The 14,560-nt window shown below is 69.7% G+C and carries 15 protein-coding genes; 4 read left to right on the forward strand and 11 right to left on the reverse strand.

Features of this window, described 5'->3' with window-relative positions:
• Positions 1–141 precede the first annotated feature (141 nt).
• Positions 142–1,380 carry an MFS transporter gene (locus tag ACTOWL_RS22930; protein WP_441323592.1) on the reverse strand — a complete coding sequence of 413 codons (1,239 nt, stop codon included), beginning with the start codon at positions 1,378–1,380 and terminating at the stop codon, positions 142–144.
• A gap of 120 nt (positions 1,381–1,500) precedes the next feature.
• On the opposite strand from ACTOWL_RS22930, the gene ACTOWL_RS22935 reads away from it, so the two are divergent.
• Together ACTOWL_RS22935 and ACTOWL_RS22940 are read left to right on the forward strand one after the other, a co-directional pair.
• Positions 1,501–2,340, forward strand: coding sequence for a phytanoyl-CoA dioxygenase family protein (locus ACTOWL_RS22935; RefSeq protein WP_441323593.1), 840 nt, complete (start codon positions 1,501–1,503; stop codon positions 2,338–2,340).
• Positions 2,341–2,424: 84 nt separating this feature from the next.
• On the forward strand, positions 2,425–2,847 hold the full coding sequence (locus tag ACTOWL_RS22940; RefSeq protein ID WP_441323594.1) for a hypothetical protein: 423 nt from the start codon (positions 2,425–2,427) through the stop codon (positions 2,845–2,847).
• 47 nt (positions 2,848–2,894) lie between these two features.
• Here ACTOWL_RS22940 and murA read toward each other — a convergent pair whose 3' ends face one another.
• The 5 genes from murA to ACTOWL_RS22965 form a co-directional block, all read right to left on the reverse strand.
• Entirely contained in the window at positions 2,895–4,226 is a 1,332-nt protein-coding gene (gene murA, locus ACTOWL_RS22945) for a UDP-N-acetylglucosamine 1-carboxyvinyltransferase (RefSeq protein ID WP_441323595.1), read from the reverse strand.
• 248 nt (positions 4,227–4,474) lie between these two features.
• Complete coding sequence (locus tag ACTOWL_RS22950) at positions 4,475–5,224, reverse strand: metallophosphoesterase family protein (protein WP_441323596.1); 750 nt, start codon at positions 5,222–5,224, stop codon at positions 4,475–4,477.
• Positions 5,225–5,285: 61 nt separating this feature from the next.
• Positions 5,286–6,785: a tripartite tricarboxylate transporter permease gene (locus ACTOWL_RS22955; RefSeq protein WP_441323597.1), complete on the reverse strand. Its 1,500-nt coding sequence runs from the start codon at positions 6,783–6,785 to the stop codon at positions 5,286–5,288.
• A 19-nt stretch (positions 6,786–6,804) separates the two neighbouring features.
• Positions 6,805–7,251, reverse strand: coding sequence for a tripartite tricarboxylate transporter TctB family protein (locus tag ACTOWL_RS22960; RefSeq protein ID WP_441323598.1), 447 nt, complete (start codon positions 7,249–7,251; stop codon positions 6,805–6,807).
• A gap of 4 nt (positions 7,252–7,255) precedes the next feature.
• Positions 7,256–8,230 (reverse strand): Bug family tripartite tricarboxylate transporter substrate binding protein, encoded by a 975-nt coding sequence (locus tag ACTOWL_RS22965; protein ID WP_441323599.1) that lies wholly within the window; start codon positions 8,228–8,230, stop codon positions 7,256–7,258.
• A 214-nt stretch (positions 8,231–8,444) separates the two neighbouring features.
• On the opposite strand from ACTOWL_RS22965, the gene ACTOWL_RS22970 reads away from it, so the two are divergent.
• Both ACTOWL_RS22970 and ACTOWL_RS22975 read left to right on the forward strand, forming a co-directional pair.
• Complete coding sequence (locus ACTOWL_RS22970; protein WP_441323600.1) at positions 8,445–9,050, forward strand: DUF1349 domain-containing protein; 606 nt, start codon at positions 8,445–8,447, stop codon at positions 9,048–9,050.
• 59 nt (positions 9,051–9,109) lie between these two features.
• Positions 9,110–9,355, forward strand: a complete 246-nt coding sequence (locus ACTOWL_RS22975; protein ID WP_441323601.1) for a type II toxin-antitoxin system ParD family antitoxin — start codon at positions 9,110–9,112, stop codon at positions 9,353–9,355.
• A gap of 177 nt (positions 9,356–9,532) precedes the next feature.
• Here ACTOWL_RS22975 and ACTOWL_RS22980 read toward each other — a convergent pair whose 3' ends face one another.
• From ACTOWL_RS22980 to ACTOWL_RS23000, 5 genes are read right to left on the reverse strand one after another with little or no spacing between them, the layout of a single operon-like run.
• The gene (locus ACTOWL_RS22980) at positions 9,533–10,288 is read right to left on the reverse strand and encodes an aspartate/glutamate racemase family protein (RefSeq protein ID WP_441323602.1); all 756 of its coding nucleotides are present in this window, start codon (positions 10,286–10,288) and stop codon (positions 9,533–9,535) included.
• Positions 10,285–11,187, reverse strand: a complete 903-nt coding sequence (locus tag ACTOWL_RS22985) for an ABC transporter permease (protein WP_441323603.1) — start codon at positions 11,185–11,187, stop codon at positions 10,285–10,287. The genes ACTOWL_RS22980 and ACTOWL_RS22985 overlap by 4 nt, the downstream gene beginning before the upstream one ends.
• Entirely contained in the window at positions 11,187–12,119 is a 933-nt protein-coding gene (locus ACTOWL_RS22990; RefSeq protein ID WP_441323604.1) for an ABC transporter permease, read from the reverse strand. Before ACTOWL_RS22990 ends, ACTOWL_RS22985 begins: the two co-directional genes overlap by 1 nt.
• Positions 12,120–12,179: 60 nt before the next feature.
• On the reverse strand, positions 12,180–13,469 hold the full coding sequence (locus tag ACTOWL_RS22995; RefSeq protein WP_441323605.1) for an ABC transporter substrate-binding protein: 1,290 nt from the start codon (positions 13,467–13,469) through the stop codon (positions 12,180–12,182).
• Positions 13,470–13,481: 12 nt separating this feature from the next.
• Positions 13,482–14,513, reverse strand: a complete 1,032-nt coding sequence (locus tag ACTOWL_RS23000) for an ABC transporter ATP-binding protein (protein WP_441323606.1) — start codon at positions 14,511–14,513, stop codon at positions 13,482–13,484.
• Positions 14,514–14,560 lie beyond the last annotated feature (47 nt).

A 14,560-nucleotide genomic window follows, 5' to 3' on the forward strand; every position in this document is an offset into this window, starting at 1 on the left:
CTACACCCCCAACAGGATGGACAGAGTACTTCCACAACCAACCTGTCTATCATCCTCGGCACACCGTAGGTTGGGTACGCCGCGGCTAACCCAACATCTCGACGACCGGAACCTGTTGGGTTCGCGTGCCGCGAACCCAACCTACTCGAGCTCGATCCCCCGCGTTTCCGGCAGCATCAGCGTGGCGCCGATGTCGAGCACATAGATCACCGCCAGCAGCCCGATCGCCAGGCTGAAGGAGTATTGCGAGGCCAGGGCGCCGACCACCAGCGGGCCGAAGCCGCCGACGCCGCGGCCGAGGTTGAACAGCACGCTCTGCGCCGTCGCCCGCGCCTCGGTCGGGTACAGCTCCGACATCAGCGCGCCGTAGCCGCCGATCATGCCGTTGACGAACAGCCCCATCGCCGCGCCGCCGAGCAGCAGCGCCGTCGGCGAGTCGAGCTGGGCGTAGACCACGACCATGATCGCGGCGCCGGCCTGGAACAGGATGAAGGTCGGGCGCCGGCCGATCCGGTCGGCCAGATGGCCGAAGGCGCCGATGCCGACGCACATGCCGAGGATGGTCACCACGGTCCACAGCGCCGATTTGGTCAGGGAATAGCCCATGGCCGTCGACAGGTAGGTCGGCAGCCAGATCATCAGCCCGTAATAGCCGAAGTTCTGCACCGAGCAGAGGATGAAGACGGCGAAGCTGATCCGGGTGGTGCGGGCATCCTTGACCAGCAGCCGCAGCGCATTGCCCTGGCGTGGCCGGGCGGCGCGATCGAGGAACAGCGCCGGCTCGCCGATGGTGCGGCGGACGACGAAGGACACCACGGCCGGCAGCAGGCCGATCGCGAACATGCCGCGCCAGCCGATCACCGGCAGCAGCAGCGGCGTGGCCAGCGCCGCCGCCAGCACGCCGGCCTGCCAGCCGAGCCCGACATAGGAGGAGGCGCGCGCCCGGTAGCGGGCCGGCCAGGTCTCCGCCACCAGCGCCATGCCGATGCCGAACTCGCCGCCGAGGCCGAGCCCGGCGATGGTGCGGTAGGCCAGCAGGTCCCAATAGCCCTGGGCCAGGGCGCAGAGGCCGGTGAAGACGGCGAAGAGCAGGATGGTCCAGGTCAGCACCCGCACCCGGCCGAGACGGTCGCTGAGCATGCCGAACAGGATGCCGCCGGCCACCGCGCCGATCAGCGTCGCGGTCACCAGCGACCCCGATTCGGCCGGGGTCAGGCTCAGCCCGGCGGCGACGGCCGAGAGCATGAAGCCGAGGATCAGCAAGTCGAACCCGTCCATGGCGTAGCCGACCGTCGAGGCCACCAGCGCCCGCTTTGCCGTCGCATCGGGCCGGTCCGCCGCCGTGCCCCCTGCCGCCATCCCGATTTCGGTCGTCGCCATCGCCATCCCCCGCCTGTTCCCCGAACCGTCCGAGCATTGTTTCAGTTCGATTGCAAGCAAGAGCGGTGCCAGCGACGGCGATCGCGCTAGACTGCGCACGGAATCGGAGCGAGGACGGCGATGCTGAGCGAGATGCAGACGGCGCAGTACGGACGCGACGGCTACCTGGTGCTGGAAGGCTTCAAGCCGATCGAGGAGATCCGCGCCGTCCGCGCCCGGGCCGAGGCGATCGTCGAGGCCTTCGACCCCGGCGACACGGTGTCGATCTTCACCACCAAGGAGCAGGAGCGGAAATCCGACGAATACTTCCTGACCTCGGGCGACAAGGTGCGCTGCTTCTTCGAGGAGGAGGCATTCGACGCGGACGGCCGGCTGCGCCAGGCCAAGGCGCTGTCGATCAACAAGATCGGCCACGCGCTGCACGACCTCGACCCGGTGTTCGACCGCTTCTCGCGCGACCCGAATCTGGCGGCGCTGGCCGCCGATCTCGGCCTGGCCGAGCCGCAGATCTGGCAGTCGATGTACATCTTCAAGCAGCCCGGCATCGGCGGCGAGGTGCGCTGGCACCAGGACGCCAGCTTCTTCGAGACCACGCCGATCAGCGTCACCACCTTCTGGTTCGCGCTGGAGGATGCCGACCGCTCCAACGGCTGCCTGTGGGTCGAGCCCGGCGGGCATCACGGCCCGCTGCGCGAGCGCTTCCTGCTGGAGGACGGCGCGACGCGGATGGAGAAGCTGGACGCCATGCCCTGGCCGACCGACGCCACCGCGGTGCCGGTCGAGGTCAAGGCCGGCGCGCTGGTCTGCTTCCACGGCCGGCTGCCGCATTACAGCGCGCCGAACCGGTCGCCGGTGTCGCGCCACGCCTACACGCTGCACGCGACCTGCGGCCGCACCGCCTATTCGCCGCGCAACTGGCTGCGCCGTGGGCCGGACCTGCCGGTGCGGGGTTTTGCCTGAAGCCACAAAGCCTTGCATCCCGCCGCGGGTTGATACCATCCTGCCGGCAACAGGTTGGAACCAACCGCAAGCTGGGAGGGACCCATGGTCAAGGCCGTGTTGACCGGGACGGACGACCAGGGCGGCGCCGTGTCGATCCCGAAGGGCGACATCGTCTTCATCCGCGAATCCTACCGGTCGGGCGAGATCCCCGGCCGCACCAAGATCGACTTCGGCACCGCCGCGACGGAGCAGGAGGCCTATCTGGTCGATTCCCTGACGACGGTGCTGAAGAAGCTCGGCAACGGTGTCGTGGTCGCCCGGCTGACCACGCCGTCGGGCACGCCGGTGCATGTCGTCGCCGCGCGGGTCGAGGGCGTGCGGGCGCCGCAGAGCTGGCACCATCCGAGGGCGCGCACGGTGCTGCTGGCCCGCGGCCGCGAGATCCAGGTGCGCGAGGAGCGCGACCTGGTGCTGCGGCGGGTCAACGCCGCGCGGCCGGAACGGGCGAAGCCGGTCGGTTCCTGAAGACAGGAGCAAGGTTGGGTTCGCGGGAGCGAACCCACGTCCTTCTATCAGTCGTCGACCCGCCGGATCCGGGCGCCGCAGCGGCGCAGCCGTTCGACCAGGGTGTCGTAGCCGCGGTCGACATGCTCGACGCCGTGCAGCGTGCTGGTGCCCTGGGCGCCCAGCGCCGCGATCAGCAGGCCGGCGCCGGCGCGGATGTCGGTCGCCGTCACCTCCGCCCCATGCAGCGCCGGCACGCCGCGGATCACGGCGTGGTTGCGCACCACCCGGATGTTGGCGCCCATGCGCTGCAGCTCCGGCACATGGCGGAAGCGATTCTCGAACAGGGTCTCGGTGACCATCGCCGCGCCCTCGGCGCAGGACAGCAGCGCCATGGCCTGGGGCTGCAGGTCGGTGGCGAAGCCGGGATAGGGCTGGGTCATGATGTCGACGCCCACGAGCCCGCCGGCGCCGCGCCGGGCGGCGATCACGCCATCGGCCGATTCGATCTCGATCCCGGCGTCTTCGAACACCGGCAGCGCCGCGCTGAGCAGCTCGGTGGAGGCGCCGGCCAGGCGCAGCTCGCCGCCGGTGGCCGCGGCGGCGCAGATCAGCGTGCCGAGCTCGATCCGGTCCGGCAGCACGTCGTAGGTGGCGCCGTGCAGCCGGTCGACGCCGGTGATGTGCAGCGTGTCGGTGCCGATGCCGTCGATGCGGGCGCCCATCGCCGCGAGGCAGCGGGCGAGGTCGGTGACCTCGGGCTCCCGCGCGGCGTTGGTGATGCTGGTCTCGCCCTTCGCCAGCGTCGCCGCCAGCATCAGGTTCTGGGTGGCGCCGACCGAGGGGAACGGCAGCACGATGGCGGCGCCGCGCAGGCCGCCGGGCGCGCTCAGCACCACCTCGCCGCCCTCGATCTCGGCGACAGCACCCATCTGGCGGAAGCCGGCGAGGTGGAAGTCGACCGGCCGCAGGCCGATGGCGTCGCCGCCCGGTAGCGGCAGGGCGATCCGGCCCAGCCGGGCCAGCGCCGCGCCGGCGATCAGGAAGGAGGCGCGCATGCGGGCGACCAGAGCCGAGTCGACCCGGCCGGTGCCGAAGCCGGCGCCGCCCAGGGTGCCGGACAGGGCCGGGCCGGCCTCGTCCCAGGACACGTCGACGCCGAGCTCGGCCAGGATCCCGGCCAGGATGGCGACGTCGAGGATGCGCGGCAGGTTGCGCAGCGTCAGCCGCTCGTCGGTCAGCGCGGCGCAGACCATCAGCGGCAGCGCCGCGTTCTTGGCGCCGGCGACGGCGATCTCGCCCTTGAGGGGCACGCCGCCATCGATCTCCAGCCGGCCGGCCGCGGATGCGGTCCACCACGGCGCCGCCCGGCGGAACGACACGACATTTGCACGCGACATGGGCACTCGGCTCCGCAACCTGATCAGGACAGCATCGGTGCCGGGATAGCACGATCGATCGCGTCAGGGGACAGTGCAGTCCGGCAAAACGCATTGCCTCTCCCGTTTACGGGAGAGGTCGGAGACGCGAAGCGGCTCCGGGTGAGGGCCCTTTGTCGAGGCCGGGGCCCGCCCTCACCCGGTCTCGCTGCGCGAGCCCGACCTCTCCCGCCAGGCGGGAGAGGCAACGCAACAACGCGGTCGCGAGGTCACGAGCCGGGCGGGCGGGAGAAGCCGGTCGCCAGCTGATGCGCCCAGTCGGGACGGCCGTTCTCCGCCGCCCTTCGGACCGCGCGGTCGTGGTCGTAGGGGATGGCGATCAGCTCCGCCGCCACCCGGCCACCGTCCAGCTCCAGCATCGCGTAGCGGGCGGCGGGCGAACCCGATTCGGAGACATGGGCCGGCGGCGTCGGGTCGTCATAGGCCGGCGCGCCGATGCTGCCGGGGTTGAGAACCCAGCGCCCGTCCGGCAGGCGCAGCAGCCACGGCAGGTGGCTGTGGCCGCACAGCACGATCGGGGCCGCGATGCCATCGAGCCGCGCGGCGATGGCGTCGGCCGGGGCCCGCACCAGCCGGCCGACCTCGATATCCTCCAGCAGATAGGCGTTGTCGTCCTCCGGCCGGGCGTGGAAGGCGGTGATGCCGCCCGGCAGGTCCAGCTGCATCGGCAGGGCGCCCAGCCAGGCCCGGCCGGCGGCGTCGAGCGCGTGGCGGGCATAGCCGTCGGAGGTGCTCGGCGGCTCGTCCCGGTCTTCCCAGACCCAGCGGTCGTGGTTGCCGCGCACGGTCGGCCAGTCCTTGGCCATCAGCAGGTCCAGGGTCTCGCGCGGCCACAGCGGGCCGGAGACGCAGTCGCCGAGATGGACGACGGCGTCGGCGCCGCGGCGGCCGAGATCGGCCAGCACGGCCTCGAGGGCCGGAAGGTTGCCGTGGATGTCGGCGAGGACGGCGAGGCGCATGCGGGACCTGCGGCGGAGGGCGGGACGGCCACGATGCCGCCCCGCCGCGCCGATGGGAAGCCTACTCCGCCAGCGCCTGCTGCCGCTTGCGCGTGATCGCCGGCACCAGCATCGCCAGCAGCAGGATCGCCACGACCGCCAGCAGCACCGCGCTGATCGGGTGGGTCAGGAACACGGTGAAGTCGCCGTCGGACAGCAGCATGGCGCGGCGGAAGTTCTCCTCCAGCTGCGGCCCCAGCACCAGCCCGAGCAGCAGCGGCGCCGGCTCGGCCTTCACCTTGACGAAGAAGTAGCCGACCACAGCGAAGCCCAGCATCAGCCAGACATTGAACATGCTGTTGGCGATGCCGTAGGTGCCGATGCAGCAGAACAGCACGATCGCCGGGAACATCAGCCGGTAGGGGATCCGCAGCATCGAGATCCAGATGCCGATCAGCGGCAGGTTGATCACCAGCAGCATCAGGTTGCCGACCCACATGCTGGCGACCACGCCCCACACCAGCTGCGGCTGCTCGGTCATGATCTGCGGGCCGGGCTGGATGCCGTGCATCATCAGCGCCCCGATCATCAGCGCCATCAGGGCGTTGGACGGGATGCCCAGCGTCAGCAGCGGGATGAAGCTGGTCTGCGCCCCAGCATTGTTCGCCGCCTCTGGCCCGGCCACGCCCTCGATCGCGCCCTTGCCGAAGCGGCTCGGGTCCCGGGCCAGCTTCTTCTCCACGGCATAGGCAGTGAAGGGCGGCAGCGCGGCCCCGCCGCCCGGCAGCACGCCGAGGAAGGAGCCGATGGCGGTGCCGCGGACCATCGCCGGGAAGGCCTGGCGCAGATCGGCCCAGCTTGGCATCAGGTCGCGCACCTTGCGGCTGACCAGCTGGCGCGGCTGCGGCCGGTCGAGATTGGCCATGATCTCGCCGAGGCCGAACAGGCCCATGGCGATCGGCACGAAGTCGAGCCCGTCGCCCAGCTCCGGAATGCCGAAGGTCAGGCGCGAGGCGCCGGAGGAGACGTCGATGCCGACGATGCCGAGCAGGAGCCCGACCACCACCATCGCCAGCGCCTTGGCCACCGAGCCATGCGCCAGGATCACCGCCGCGATCAGGCCGAGCACCAGCAGGCTGAAATACTCGACCGCGGTGAACTGCAGCGCCAGGGCGGCGAGCGGCAGGGCCAGCAGCGCGATCACCACCGTCGCCACCGTGCCGGCGAAGAAGGAGGAGATGGCGGCGATGGCCAGGGCGAGGCCGGCCTTGCCCTGGCGCGCCATCTGGTGGCCGTCGAGGCAGGTGACGACCGATGAGGTCTCTCCCGGCACGTTGACCAGGATCGCGGTGGTCGAGCCGCCATATTGTGCGCCGTAGAAGATGCCGGCGAGCATGATGAAGGCCGATTCCGGCTCGAGCCCGAAGGTGAAGGGCAGCAGCAGGGCCACGGTGGGGATCGGCCCGATGCCCGGCAGCACGCCGATCGCCGTGCCGATCAGCACGCCGAACAGGCAGTACAGCAGGTTCTGCCACTGCAGCGCCGTGGTCAGGCCGAGCAGCAGGTTGTCGAACAGGTCCATGGAGCCCCTGACATACGGCCTAGAAGCGCGGCCAGACCGGCACCGGCAGGTCCAGCAGCAGCACGAACAGGATCACCGCAGCGGCGCTGAGCCCGACGGCGAAGACGACGGTCTCGCGCAGCCGCGTCTCCCGGCTGGCGAGGCCGGCGACGACGACCGTGGCGACGGCGGCGACCGCCAGCCCGGCCTTGGCGGCGAGCAGGGCGAAGACGGCGACGGCGGCGAGGATGCCGAGGATCGGCCGCAGCTTCGGCGCCTCGACCCCTTCCCCGCCGATCGCCAGGCTGCGCAGGGCGAAGACCAGGCCGAAGCCGGCGGCGCCGATCGACAGCACCCGCGGCATGAAGCCGGCCCCCATCTCCGCCGGGCTGCCGAAGCTGAGCTTGCGGGTGGCGACCAGGACGACGGCCGCCACAACGCAGAGGAAGAGGCCGAACAGCAGGTCCGGCCAGTTGATGCGCGTCACCCCGTCACTCGCCCTTGATGCCGGCGTCGGCAATGACCTTGCCCCAGGCTTCGGTGTTGGTGGCCAACCAGGAGCCGAGATCCGCCGGCGGGCCGGCGACCACCCGGCCGCCCTGCTGGGCGATCCGCTCCGCCACCTCCGGCTTTTTGAGGATGTCGCCGAGCGCCTGGTTCAGCTTGTCGACCAAAGCGGGCGGGGAGCCGGCGGTGGTCAGCAGGCCCTGCCAGGACCCGACATCGGCGGAGGGCAGCTTGGCCTCGGTGAAGGTCGGGATGTCCGGCGCGCTGGCGATCCGGTCCTGGCCGGTCACCGCAATGCCGCGGAGCTGGCCGTTGGCGACGAAGGGCAGGGTCGCGGTGGCGCCGTTGATGATGACCTTGCTCTCGCCCGACACCACGGCCTGGGTGGCCGCGGAGCCGCCGCGATAGGGCACCGTCTTCCACTGGATGCCGAGATCCTTGGCCATGGCGACGGCGGTGATGTGGTTGACGCCGCCGATGCCGGAATTGGCCACCGCCAGCTTGCCCGGATTGGCCTTGGCGTAGTCGACCAGCTCGGCCGCATTGGTCACCGGCAGCTCCTTGTTCACCGCCAGCACATAGGGCACGAACATGACCATGCCGACCGGCGCAAGGTCCTTCAGCGGATCGTAGGACAGCTCGCTGAACAGCCCCGGCGCGGTGGCGATCGAGCCGACATCGGTGAGCAGCAGCGTGTGCGCGTCCGGGTCGGCCTTGGCCACGGCGTCGGCGCCGATATTGCCGGCGGCGCCCGGCTTGTTCTCGACCACCACGGTCTGGCCGATGGCCTCGGAGAGCTGCGGCGCGATGATCCGCGCCAACGTGTCGGAGGTGCCGCCCGGCGCGTAGGGAACGATGATGCGGACGGTGCGTTCGAAATCCTGCGCGGACACCGAGCCGGCAGCCCCGAGCATCGCAAAACCGACGGCGAGCGCCAGCGCGCTGCGTCTGGTGATCATGGTTGGTCCTCCCCCTGATGGTTCGTCTCGGTCGCTCGTCTTGCAGCGCGCTTATGCGGACGGTACGGAGGACACCGATCCGACTCCAGGTCCGATACGGCATCGATTGATGCGCGATACGCATCGATCGAGATTATTGTCCTGGCGCGATGTCCCTTGCCCGGCCGGCCGGGCTCGCGTCTGATGACGGCAAATGGGCAAGCGGAGAGACGCTGTGGACATTCTGGACGAGACCTTCCTGTCCCCTGCCCTCGACCCGCGCCTGGCCTGGACCAACCCGCCGCCCGACTGGTCGATCGGGCCGGAGGGGCTGCGACTGCGCACCGCGGCGGAGACCGATTTCTGGCAGGGCACGCATTACGGCTTCCGGATCGACAACGGCCATGTGCTGGCGCTGCCGGTCGCCGGCGACTTCGTGATGGAGACGTCGGTGCGCGGCAATCCCGTGCACCAGTACGACCAGGCCGGGCTGATCGTGCGCCTGTCGCCGGAGAGCTGGATCAAGACCTCGGTCGAGTTCGAGACGGCGACGCACAGCCGCCTCGGCGCCGTGGTCACCAATGCCGGCTGGTCCGACTGGTCGACCCAGGACGTGCCGACCCGGCCGGGCGGCTCGATCGGCTTCCGCATCCGCCGCACCGGCGCCGATTACATCATCGAGGCCGCGCCGGAGGGCGAGGACCGCTGGGTGCAGCTGCGCATCGCCCGGCTGCACGCCGATGACGGCGCGGGCCCGGTCCTCGCCGGCCTCTACGCCTGCAGCCCGAAGGACGCGGGCTACGAGGCGCAGTTCGCCCATCTGCGGATCACGCGGCGCTGATTTCGGCTCAGAAACTGCTTTATGGTTACGCTGGTCGCCCGCTTCCGGGGAGTTTCTAGGTGTCGCGCAACACATCGATTTCGCTCGACGATCACTTCGCCGACTTCATCGACGCGCAGGTGCAGGGCGGTCGGTATGACTCGGCCAGCGACGTTGTTCGCGCCGGGCTGCGCCTGCTGGAAGAGCATGAAGCGAGAGTGAAGGCGTTGCAGGATGCGCTGGTCGCGGGCGAGGAGTTGGGCGAACCGCAGCCCTTCGACAGTGAGGCCTTTCTAACCCGGATGCGGGCAAAGCATGCGAGGTAAACCTTATATCAGTGACCTTGAGATCTTCGATCCCTTCCCCGTCATGGCGAGGAGCGTAGCGACGTGGCCATCCAGGGTCCGGTGCCGCTGGATGGCCACGCCCCTTCGGGGCTCGCCATGACGGATTAATATTTCGGGCCGCTGGTATCACCTGCCAAAGCGGCACAAGCTGAGCCGCTATGTCATCGAGGTGCTTCCCGACGTGACGGGCGCGAAGCCGCCCGCATAAGGCTTCGGCCGCGGCGGGGCGTAGCCGCCGGTCTTGGCGGTGCGCAGGCCGAGCCGGGCCAGGGCTTCGACCAGCGTGACCGCGGCGGCGACGCCGTCGACCACCGGCACGCAGTGGCGGGCCGAGAGCCGTGCGGCCAGGTCGGCCATGCCGGCGCAACCCAGCACGATCGCCTCGGCCCGGTCGCTCTCCAGCGCCGCCGCGATCTCGGCCGAGATCCGCGCCTCGGCATCCGAGTCCGGACGCTCCAGGTCGAGGACCGGGATCTCCGCCGCCCGCACCCGGGCGCAGCGGGCGGCCATGCCATAACGCTGGAGGTTCGCCTCGATCACCGGGATCGAGCACGCCAGCGTGGTCACCACCGAGAAGCGGCCGGCCAGCAGCGCGGCGACGTGGAAGCCGGCCTCGCCGATGCCGACCACCGGCGCCGTCGCGAGGCTGCGGGCGGCGTCCAGCCCGGTGTCGTCGAAGCAGGCGATGACGTGCCCGGCGACGCCGCGCGCCTCGCCGCGGGCGATCTCCTGCAGCAGGCCGGGCACGGCCAGGGCGCCGTCGACCCAGCCCTCGATCGAGGCCGGCCCGATCTCCGGATTCACCGCGGTGATCCGGGTGCCCGGCGCCGCAGCAGCCGCGGCGGCGGCGCCGATCCTGGCGGTCATGCCGGCCGTGGTGTTCGGGTTGACGACGAGGATCTCCACGATCACACCAGCCCCTTCCCGGCGTCGGTACCGTGGCGGGTGCGGCGGCGGCGCAAGAGCGCCATCAGGCCGAGCGCGGTCAGCACCACCGCCAGCGACACCGCCGTGGTCACCGTGCCGAGGGCATAGATCTCCGGCGTCGTCACCGTGGTGGTCAGGCCCTGCAGCTCCAGCGGCAAAGTGTTCTGCTCGCCGATCGCCTGCGACGACCGGGCGATCTCATCCCAGGACAGGGTGAAGCCGAACAGCCCGACGCCGACCACGCTGGCGCCGATGATCGGCAGCACGACATGGCGGAAGCTCTGCCAGGACGACGCGCCGAGATCTCGCGCGGCCTCCTCGTAGCGGCGGTCGAAGCGGTTGAACACCGCGAACATGATCAGCAGGCCGAAGGGCATCGTCCAGGTCAGATGCGCGCCGAGGCCGGAGCGGAACAGGCCCATGGTGGTGGTGAACTCGTCGTTGATCCAGGCGATGTCCCAGCTTTCGCCCAGGCTCTTGATCGCCTCGTCGAGCAGGCGGAATTCCAGCGCGATGCCGAGCGAGACCACGATCGACGGCATGATCAGGCTGGCGATGGCGGTGTAGAACAGCGCCGACTGGCCCGGGAAGCGGCGGCGGAAGGCCAGGCCGGCCATCACCGAGAAGGCCATGGTCAGCACCATGACCACGAGGCCGAGCTTGAGCGAGCGCCAGAAGGCGGCGCCGATGTCGACCACGCCCACCCCGGCCCACAGCTTCTCGAACCAGAAGGTCGAGACGCCGTTCATCGGGAAGGTCAGCCCGCCCTGCGGCCCCTGGAAGGACAGCACGAAGATGGTCAGCGTCGGGCCGTACAGGAACAGCACGAACAGGGCGAACACGGCGGCGAGGACGTAGAAAGAGAGAGGACGGCCCTCGCGCATCACAGCTCCTTCCGGATGTCGACCAGCCGGGTCAGGGCGACGATGATCATGATGACGACGGCCAGCAGGATCACGGCGTTGGCCGCGGCGGCCGGGAACTGCAGGTAGCTGAGCTGGACCTGGATCACCTTGCCGACCGAGGCGATCTGCTGCCCGCCCATCACGCCGATGGTGACGAAGTCGCCCATCACGATGGTGACGACGAAGATCGAGCCGATGACGATGCCCGGCTTGCACAGCGGCACGATCACGTTCCACAGGATCTGCCAGCCGCTGGCGCCGGCGTCGGTCGCGGCCTCGATCAGCGACCGGTCGATGCGCAGCATCGAGTTCAGGATCGGCACGATCATGAACACGGTGAACAGGTGGACGAAGGCCAGCACCACCGAGAATTCGGAATAGAGCAGCCCGTCGATCGGCCGGTCGATCACGCCGAGGCCGAGCAGCCCCTGGTTGACCAGCCCGTTGCGGCCGAGCAGCGGGATCCAGGAGATCATCCGGATCACGTTCGAGGTCCAGAACGGGATGGTGCAGAGCAGGCACAGCACGATCTGCATCGCCGTGGTCCGGACATGGAACACCAGGAAATAGGCGATGGTGAAGCCGAGGCCGAGGGTGATGGCCCACACCATCGCCCCGATCTTCAGCGTCGAGAGATAGGTCTTGAAGGTGGTGCACAGCTCCGGCAGCGAGGTCAGGCAGCCGTCGAAGGCCTCGACATAGTTGCGCAGCGTGAAGTCCGGCACGATCGAGTATTCGGTGTAGTCCCAGAAGCTGACCACCATCGTCACCGCCAGCGGCAGCACGAAGAACAGCAGGAACACAAGCATCATCGGCGCCGCCTGCAGGAACGCCGTGAAGCGGCCGCTCGCCTCGGCCCGGGGCGCCGCGACGGGGCGGACGGATGCGTCTTCCGCGGGGATGGCGGTCATGGTCGAGATCTTTCAGCGGCGCAGGTCGGGTTCCGAACCCGACCTGCGCAGGCGATCATGCTAGGCGGCGATGAAGGCGTTCCATTTGCGGACCATGTAGTCGTTCTCGTCCATCACCGCGTTCCAGCAGGCGACGCCGCCCATGCGCTGGTCGTAGGAGCCGCCGTCGCGCACCGCGCCGGCCTTCTCCATCACCGTGCCGTCCGGCGCCCTGATGTCCTGGGCCGCCGGCTTGCCCTCCATCCAATAGGCCCATTCATAGGGCTCCATATTGGCCTTGGCCGTCTCCAGCACCGCCGAGTAGTAGCCCTGGCGGTTGAGATAGGCGCCGGCCCAGCCGGACAGGAACCAGTTGACGAACTCGTAGGCGGCGTCGAGCTTCCGGTCCTTCAGCGTCTTCGGCAGGCCGAAGCCGGAGGCCCAGGCGCGGTAGCCTTCCTTCAGCGGCTGGAAGGTGCAGGCGATGCCCATCGAGCGGACCTTGGTCACGGCCGGCGACCACATCGACTGGATCACCGTCTCGCCCGAGGCCATCAGGTTCACGCTCTCGTTGAAATCCTGCCAGAAGGCGCGGAACTGGCCGGCCTGCTTGGCCTCGGTCAGCAGCTTCATGGTCAGGTCGATCTCCTCCTTCGTCATGTTGCCCTTGTCGGCATAGGTGTGGAGGCCGGCCGACTCCACCACCATCGCCGCGTCCATGATGCCGATCGACGGGATGTTCAGGATCGAGGCCTTGCCCTTGAACTCGGGGTTCAACAGCTCCTTCCAGCTCTCGATCGGCCGGCCGATCAGGTCGGGCCGGATGCCGAGCGTGTCGGCGTTGTAGGTGGTCGGGATCAGGGTGATCCACTCGGTCGCCTCGGTGGCGAAGGTCTTCGAGGTCTTCTCGGTCAGGTAGAACACCTTCTTCGGCGCGGTGCCCTGATCGCCGATCTTCCGGCCGTTCAGCTCGCCCTTGGTGAAGACGGTCGAGATCTGGTCGACATACTTGATCCGCCTGGCATCCATGCCCTGCAGGTTGCCGGAGGGCAGCAGCTTCTTCAGCGAGAAGTACTCGCTGTCCACGAGATCGAACGAGTTCGGCTGGGTGACGATGCGCTTGGTCACCTCGTCGGTGGTCACCGGCACGTATTCGATGATGATGCCGAGATCCTCCTTCGCCTTCCTGGCGATGTCGGCGCTCTGGTTCACCGCGGTGCCGAGATAGCGCAGCGTCACCGGCTCGGCCGCGATGATCGCCGGGAAGCCGGTGATGGCGCGGCTGCCGACCAGCGCGCCGGCCGTCGCCGCCGTGGTCTTCAGCAGGGTGCGGCGGGAGAGGCCGCGCTTGGTGTCCTTGGTATCCGCCATGGTGGAGCCTCCTTAGGGTTGGGGGCGATGGTCGCCGCGCCCCGCGGCATCAGGGAGAAGGGGGTGGATGTCCTGGTCGGCCCAGGCGACGGCGACGCGGTCGCCCGGCGCCACCGGGTCGGCGAAGAAGGCGGCCTCGGGCAGCCAGGCCAGCATGTCCGGCGCCAGCTCGCAGGCGAAGGCGACATGGACGGTGGCGCCCTGGTACTCGACCCCCTGCACCACCGCCTCGACCTGGCCCGGCGGCACGCCGGCGCCGTTGATCCGGGCGAGCTTCAGCCGGTCGGCGCGCAGCGTCGCCAGGCGGCCGCCGAGGGTCACGACGTTGTGGCCGCCGATGAAGCGGGCGACGAATTCGGTGGCCGGCCGGGCGAACAGGTCCCGCGGCGGACCCGCCTGCTCGATCCGGCCGCCCTTCATCACCACGGCGAGGTCGGCCAGCGCCATCGCCTCCTCCTGGCTGTGGGTGACATGGATGAAGCTGATGCCGAGCTCGGCCTGCAGCCGCTTCAGCTCGGCCCGCATCTTGATGCGGAGGAAGGGGTCGAGGGCCGACAGCGGCTCGTCCAGCAGCAGGATCTGCGGCTGGGTGATCAAGGCCCGGGCCAGGGCCACGCGCTGCTGCTGCCCGCCCGACAGCTGCGCCGGCAGCCGCTCGCCATAGGCCTCCATCGCCACCAGGGCCAAGAGCTCCGCCGCCTTGGCCCGGCGCTCGGCCTTCGCCACGCCGCGCATCTTCAGGCTGAAGGCGACGTTGTCGGTAACCGAGAGATGCGGGAACAGGGCGTAGGACTGGAACATCATCGCCGTGCCGCGCCGGGCCGGCGGCCGGTCGGTGACGTTGGTGGGGCCGAGGATGATGTCGCCGTCCGACACCGCCTCGTGTCCCGCGACCATGCGCAGGGTCGAGGTCTTGCCGCAGCCGGACGGGCCCAGCAGGCAGCAATAGGTGCCGGCCGGGATCCTCAGGTCGATGCCGTCCACGGCGATGGTGCCGCCGTAGCGCTTGGTCACCTTCACCAGCTCGAGATCTGCGCCGCGCATCCCGCTCTCCCTTTCGGGCGTCGAAGGAGCAAGCGCCGTGCCAAGCG

This window comes from Inquilinus sp. CA228 (assembly GCF_052078665.1).
Taxonomy (GTDB): domain Bacteria; phylum Pseudomonadota; class Alphaproteobacteria; order DSM-16000; family Inquilinaceae; genus Inquilinus.

What these genes read in the sequence shown, in the direction of transcription:
- ACTOWL_RS22930 (WP_441323592.1), bottom strand. Translation starts at nt 1,380, where the DNA reads ATGGCGACGACCGAAATCGGGATGGCGGCAGGGGGCACGGCGGCGGAC.
- ACTOWL_RS22935 (WP_441323593.1), top strand. Translation starts at nt 1,501, where the DNA reads ATGCTGAGCGAGATGCAGACGGCGCAGTACGGACGCGACGGCTACCTG.
- ACTOWL_RS22940 (WP_441323594.1), top strand. Translation starts at nt 2,425, where the DNA reads ATGGTCAAGGCCGTGTTGACCGGGACGGACGACCAGGGCGGCGCCGTG.
- murA (WP_441323595.1), bottom strand. Translation starts at nt 4,226, where the DNA reads ATGTCGCGTGCAAATGTCGTGTCGTTCCGCCGGGCGGCGCCGTGGTGG.
- ACTOWL_RS22950 (WP_441323596.1), bottom strand. Translation starts at nt 5,224, where the DNA reads ATGCGCCTCGCCGTCCTCGCCGACATCCACGGCAACCTTCCGGCCCTC.
- ACTOWL_RS22955 (WP_441323597.1), bottom strand. Translation starts at nt 6,785, where the DNA reads ATGGACCTGTTCGACAACCTGCTGCTCGGCCTGACCACGGCGCTGCAG.
- ACTOWL_RS22965 (WP_441323599.1), bottom strand. Translation starts at nt 8,230, where the DNA reads ATGATCACCAGACGCAGCGCGCTGGCGCTCGCCGTCGGTTTTGCGATG.
- ACTOWL_RS22985 (WP_441323603.1), bottom strand. Translation starts at nt 11,187, where the DNA reads ATGCGCGAGGGCCGTCCTCTCTCTTTCTACGTCCTCGCCGCCGTGTTC.
- ACTOWL_RS22990 (WP_441323604.1), bottom strand. Translation starts at nt 12,119, where the DNA reads ATGACCGCCATCCCCGCGGAAGACGCATCCGTCCGCCCCGTCGCGGCG.
- ACTOWL_RS22995 (WP_441323605.1), bottom strand. Translation starts at nt 13,469, where the DNA reads ATGGCGGATACCAAGGACACCAAGCGCGGCCTCTCCCGCCGCACCCTG.
- ACTOWL_RS23000 (WP_441323606.1), bottom strand. Translation starts at nt 14,513, where the DNA reads ATGCGCGGCGCAGATCTCGAGCTGGTGAAGGTGACCAAGCGCTACGGC.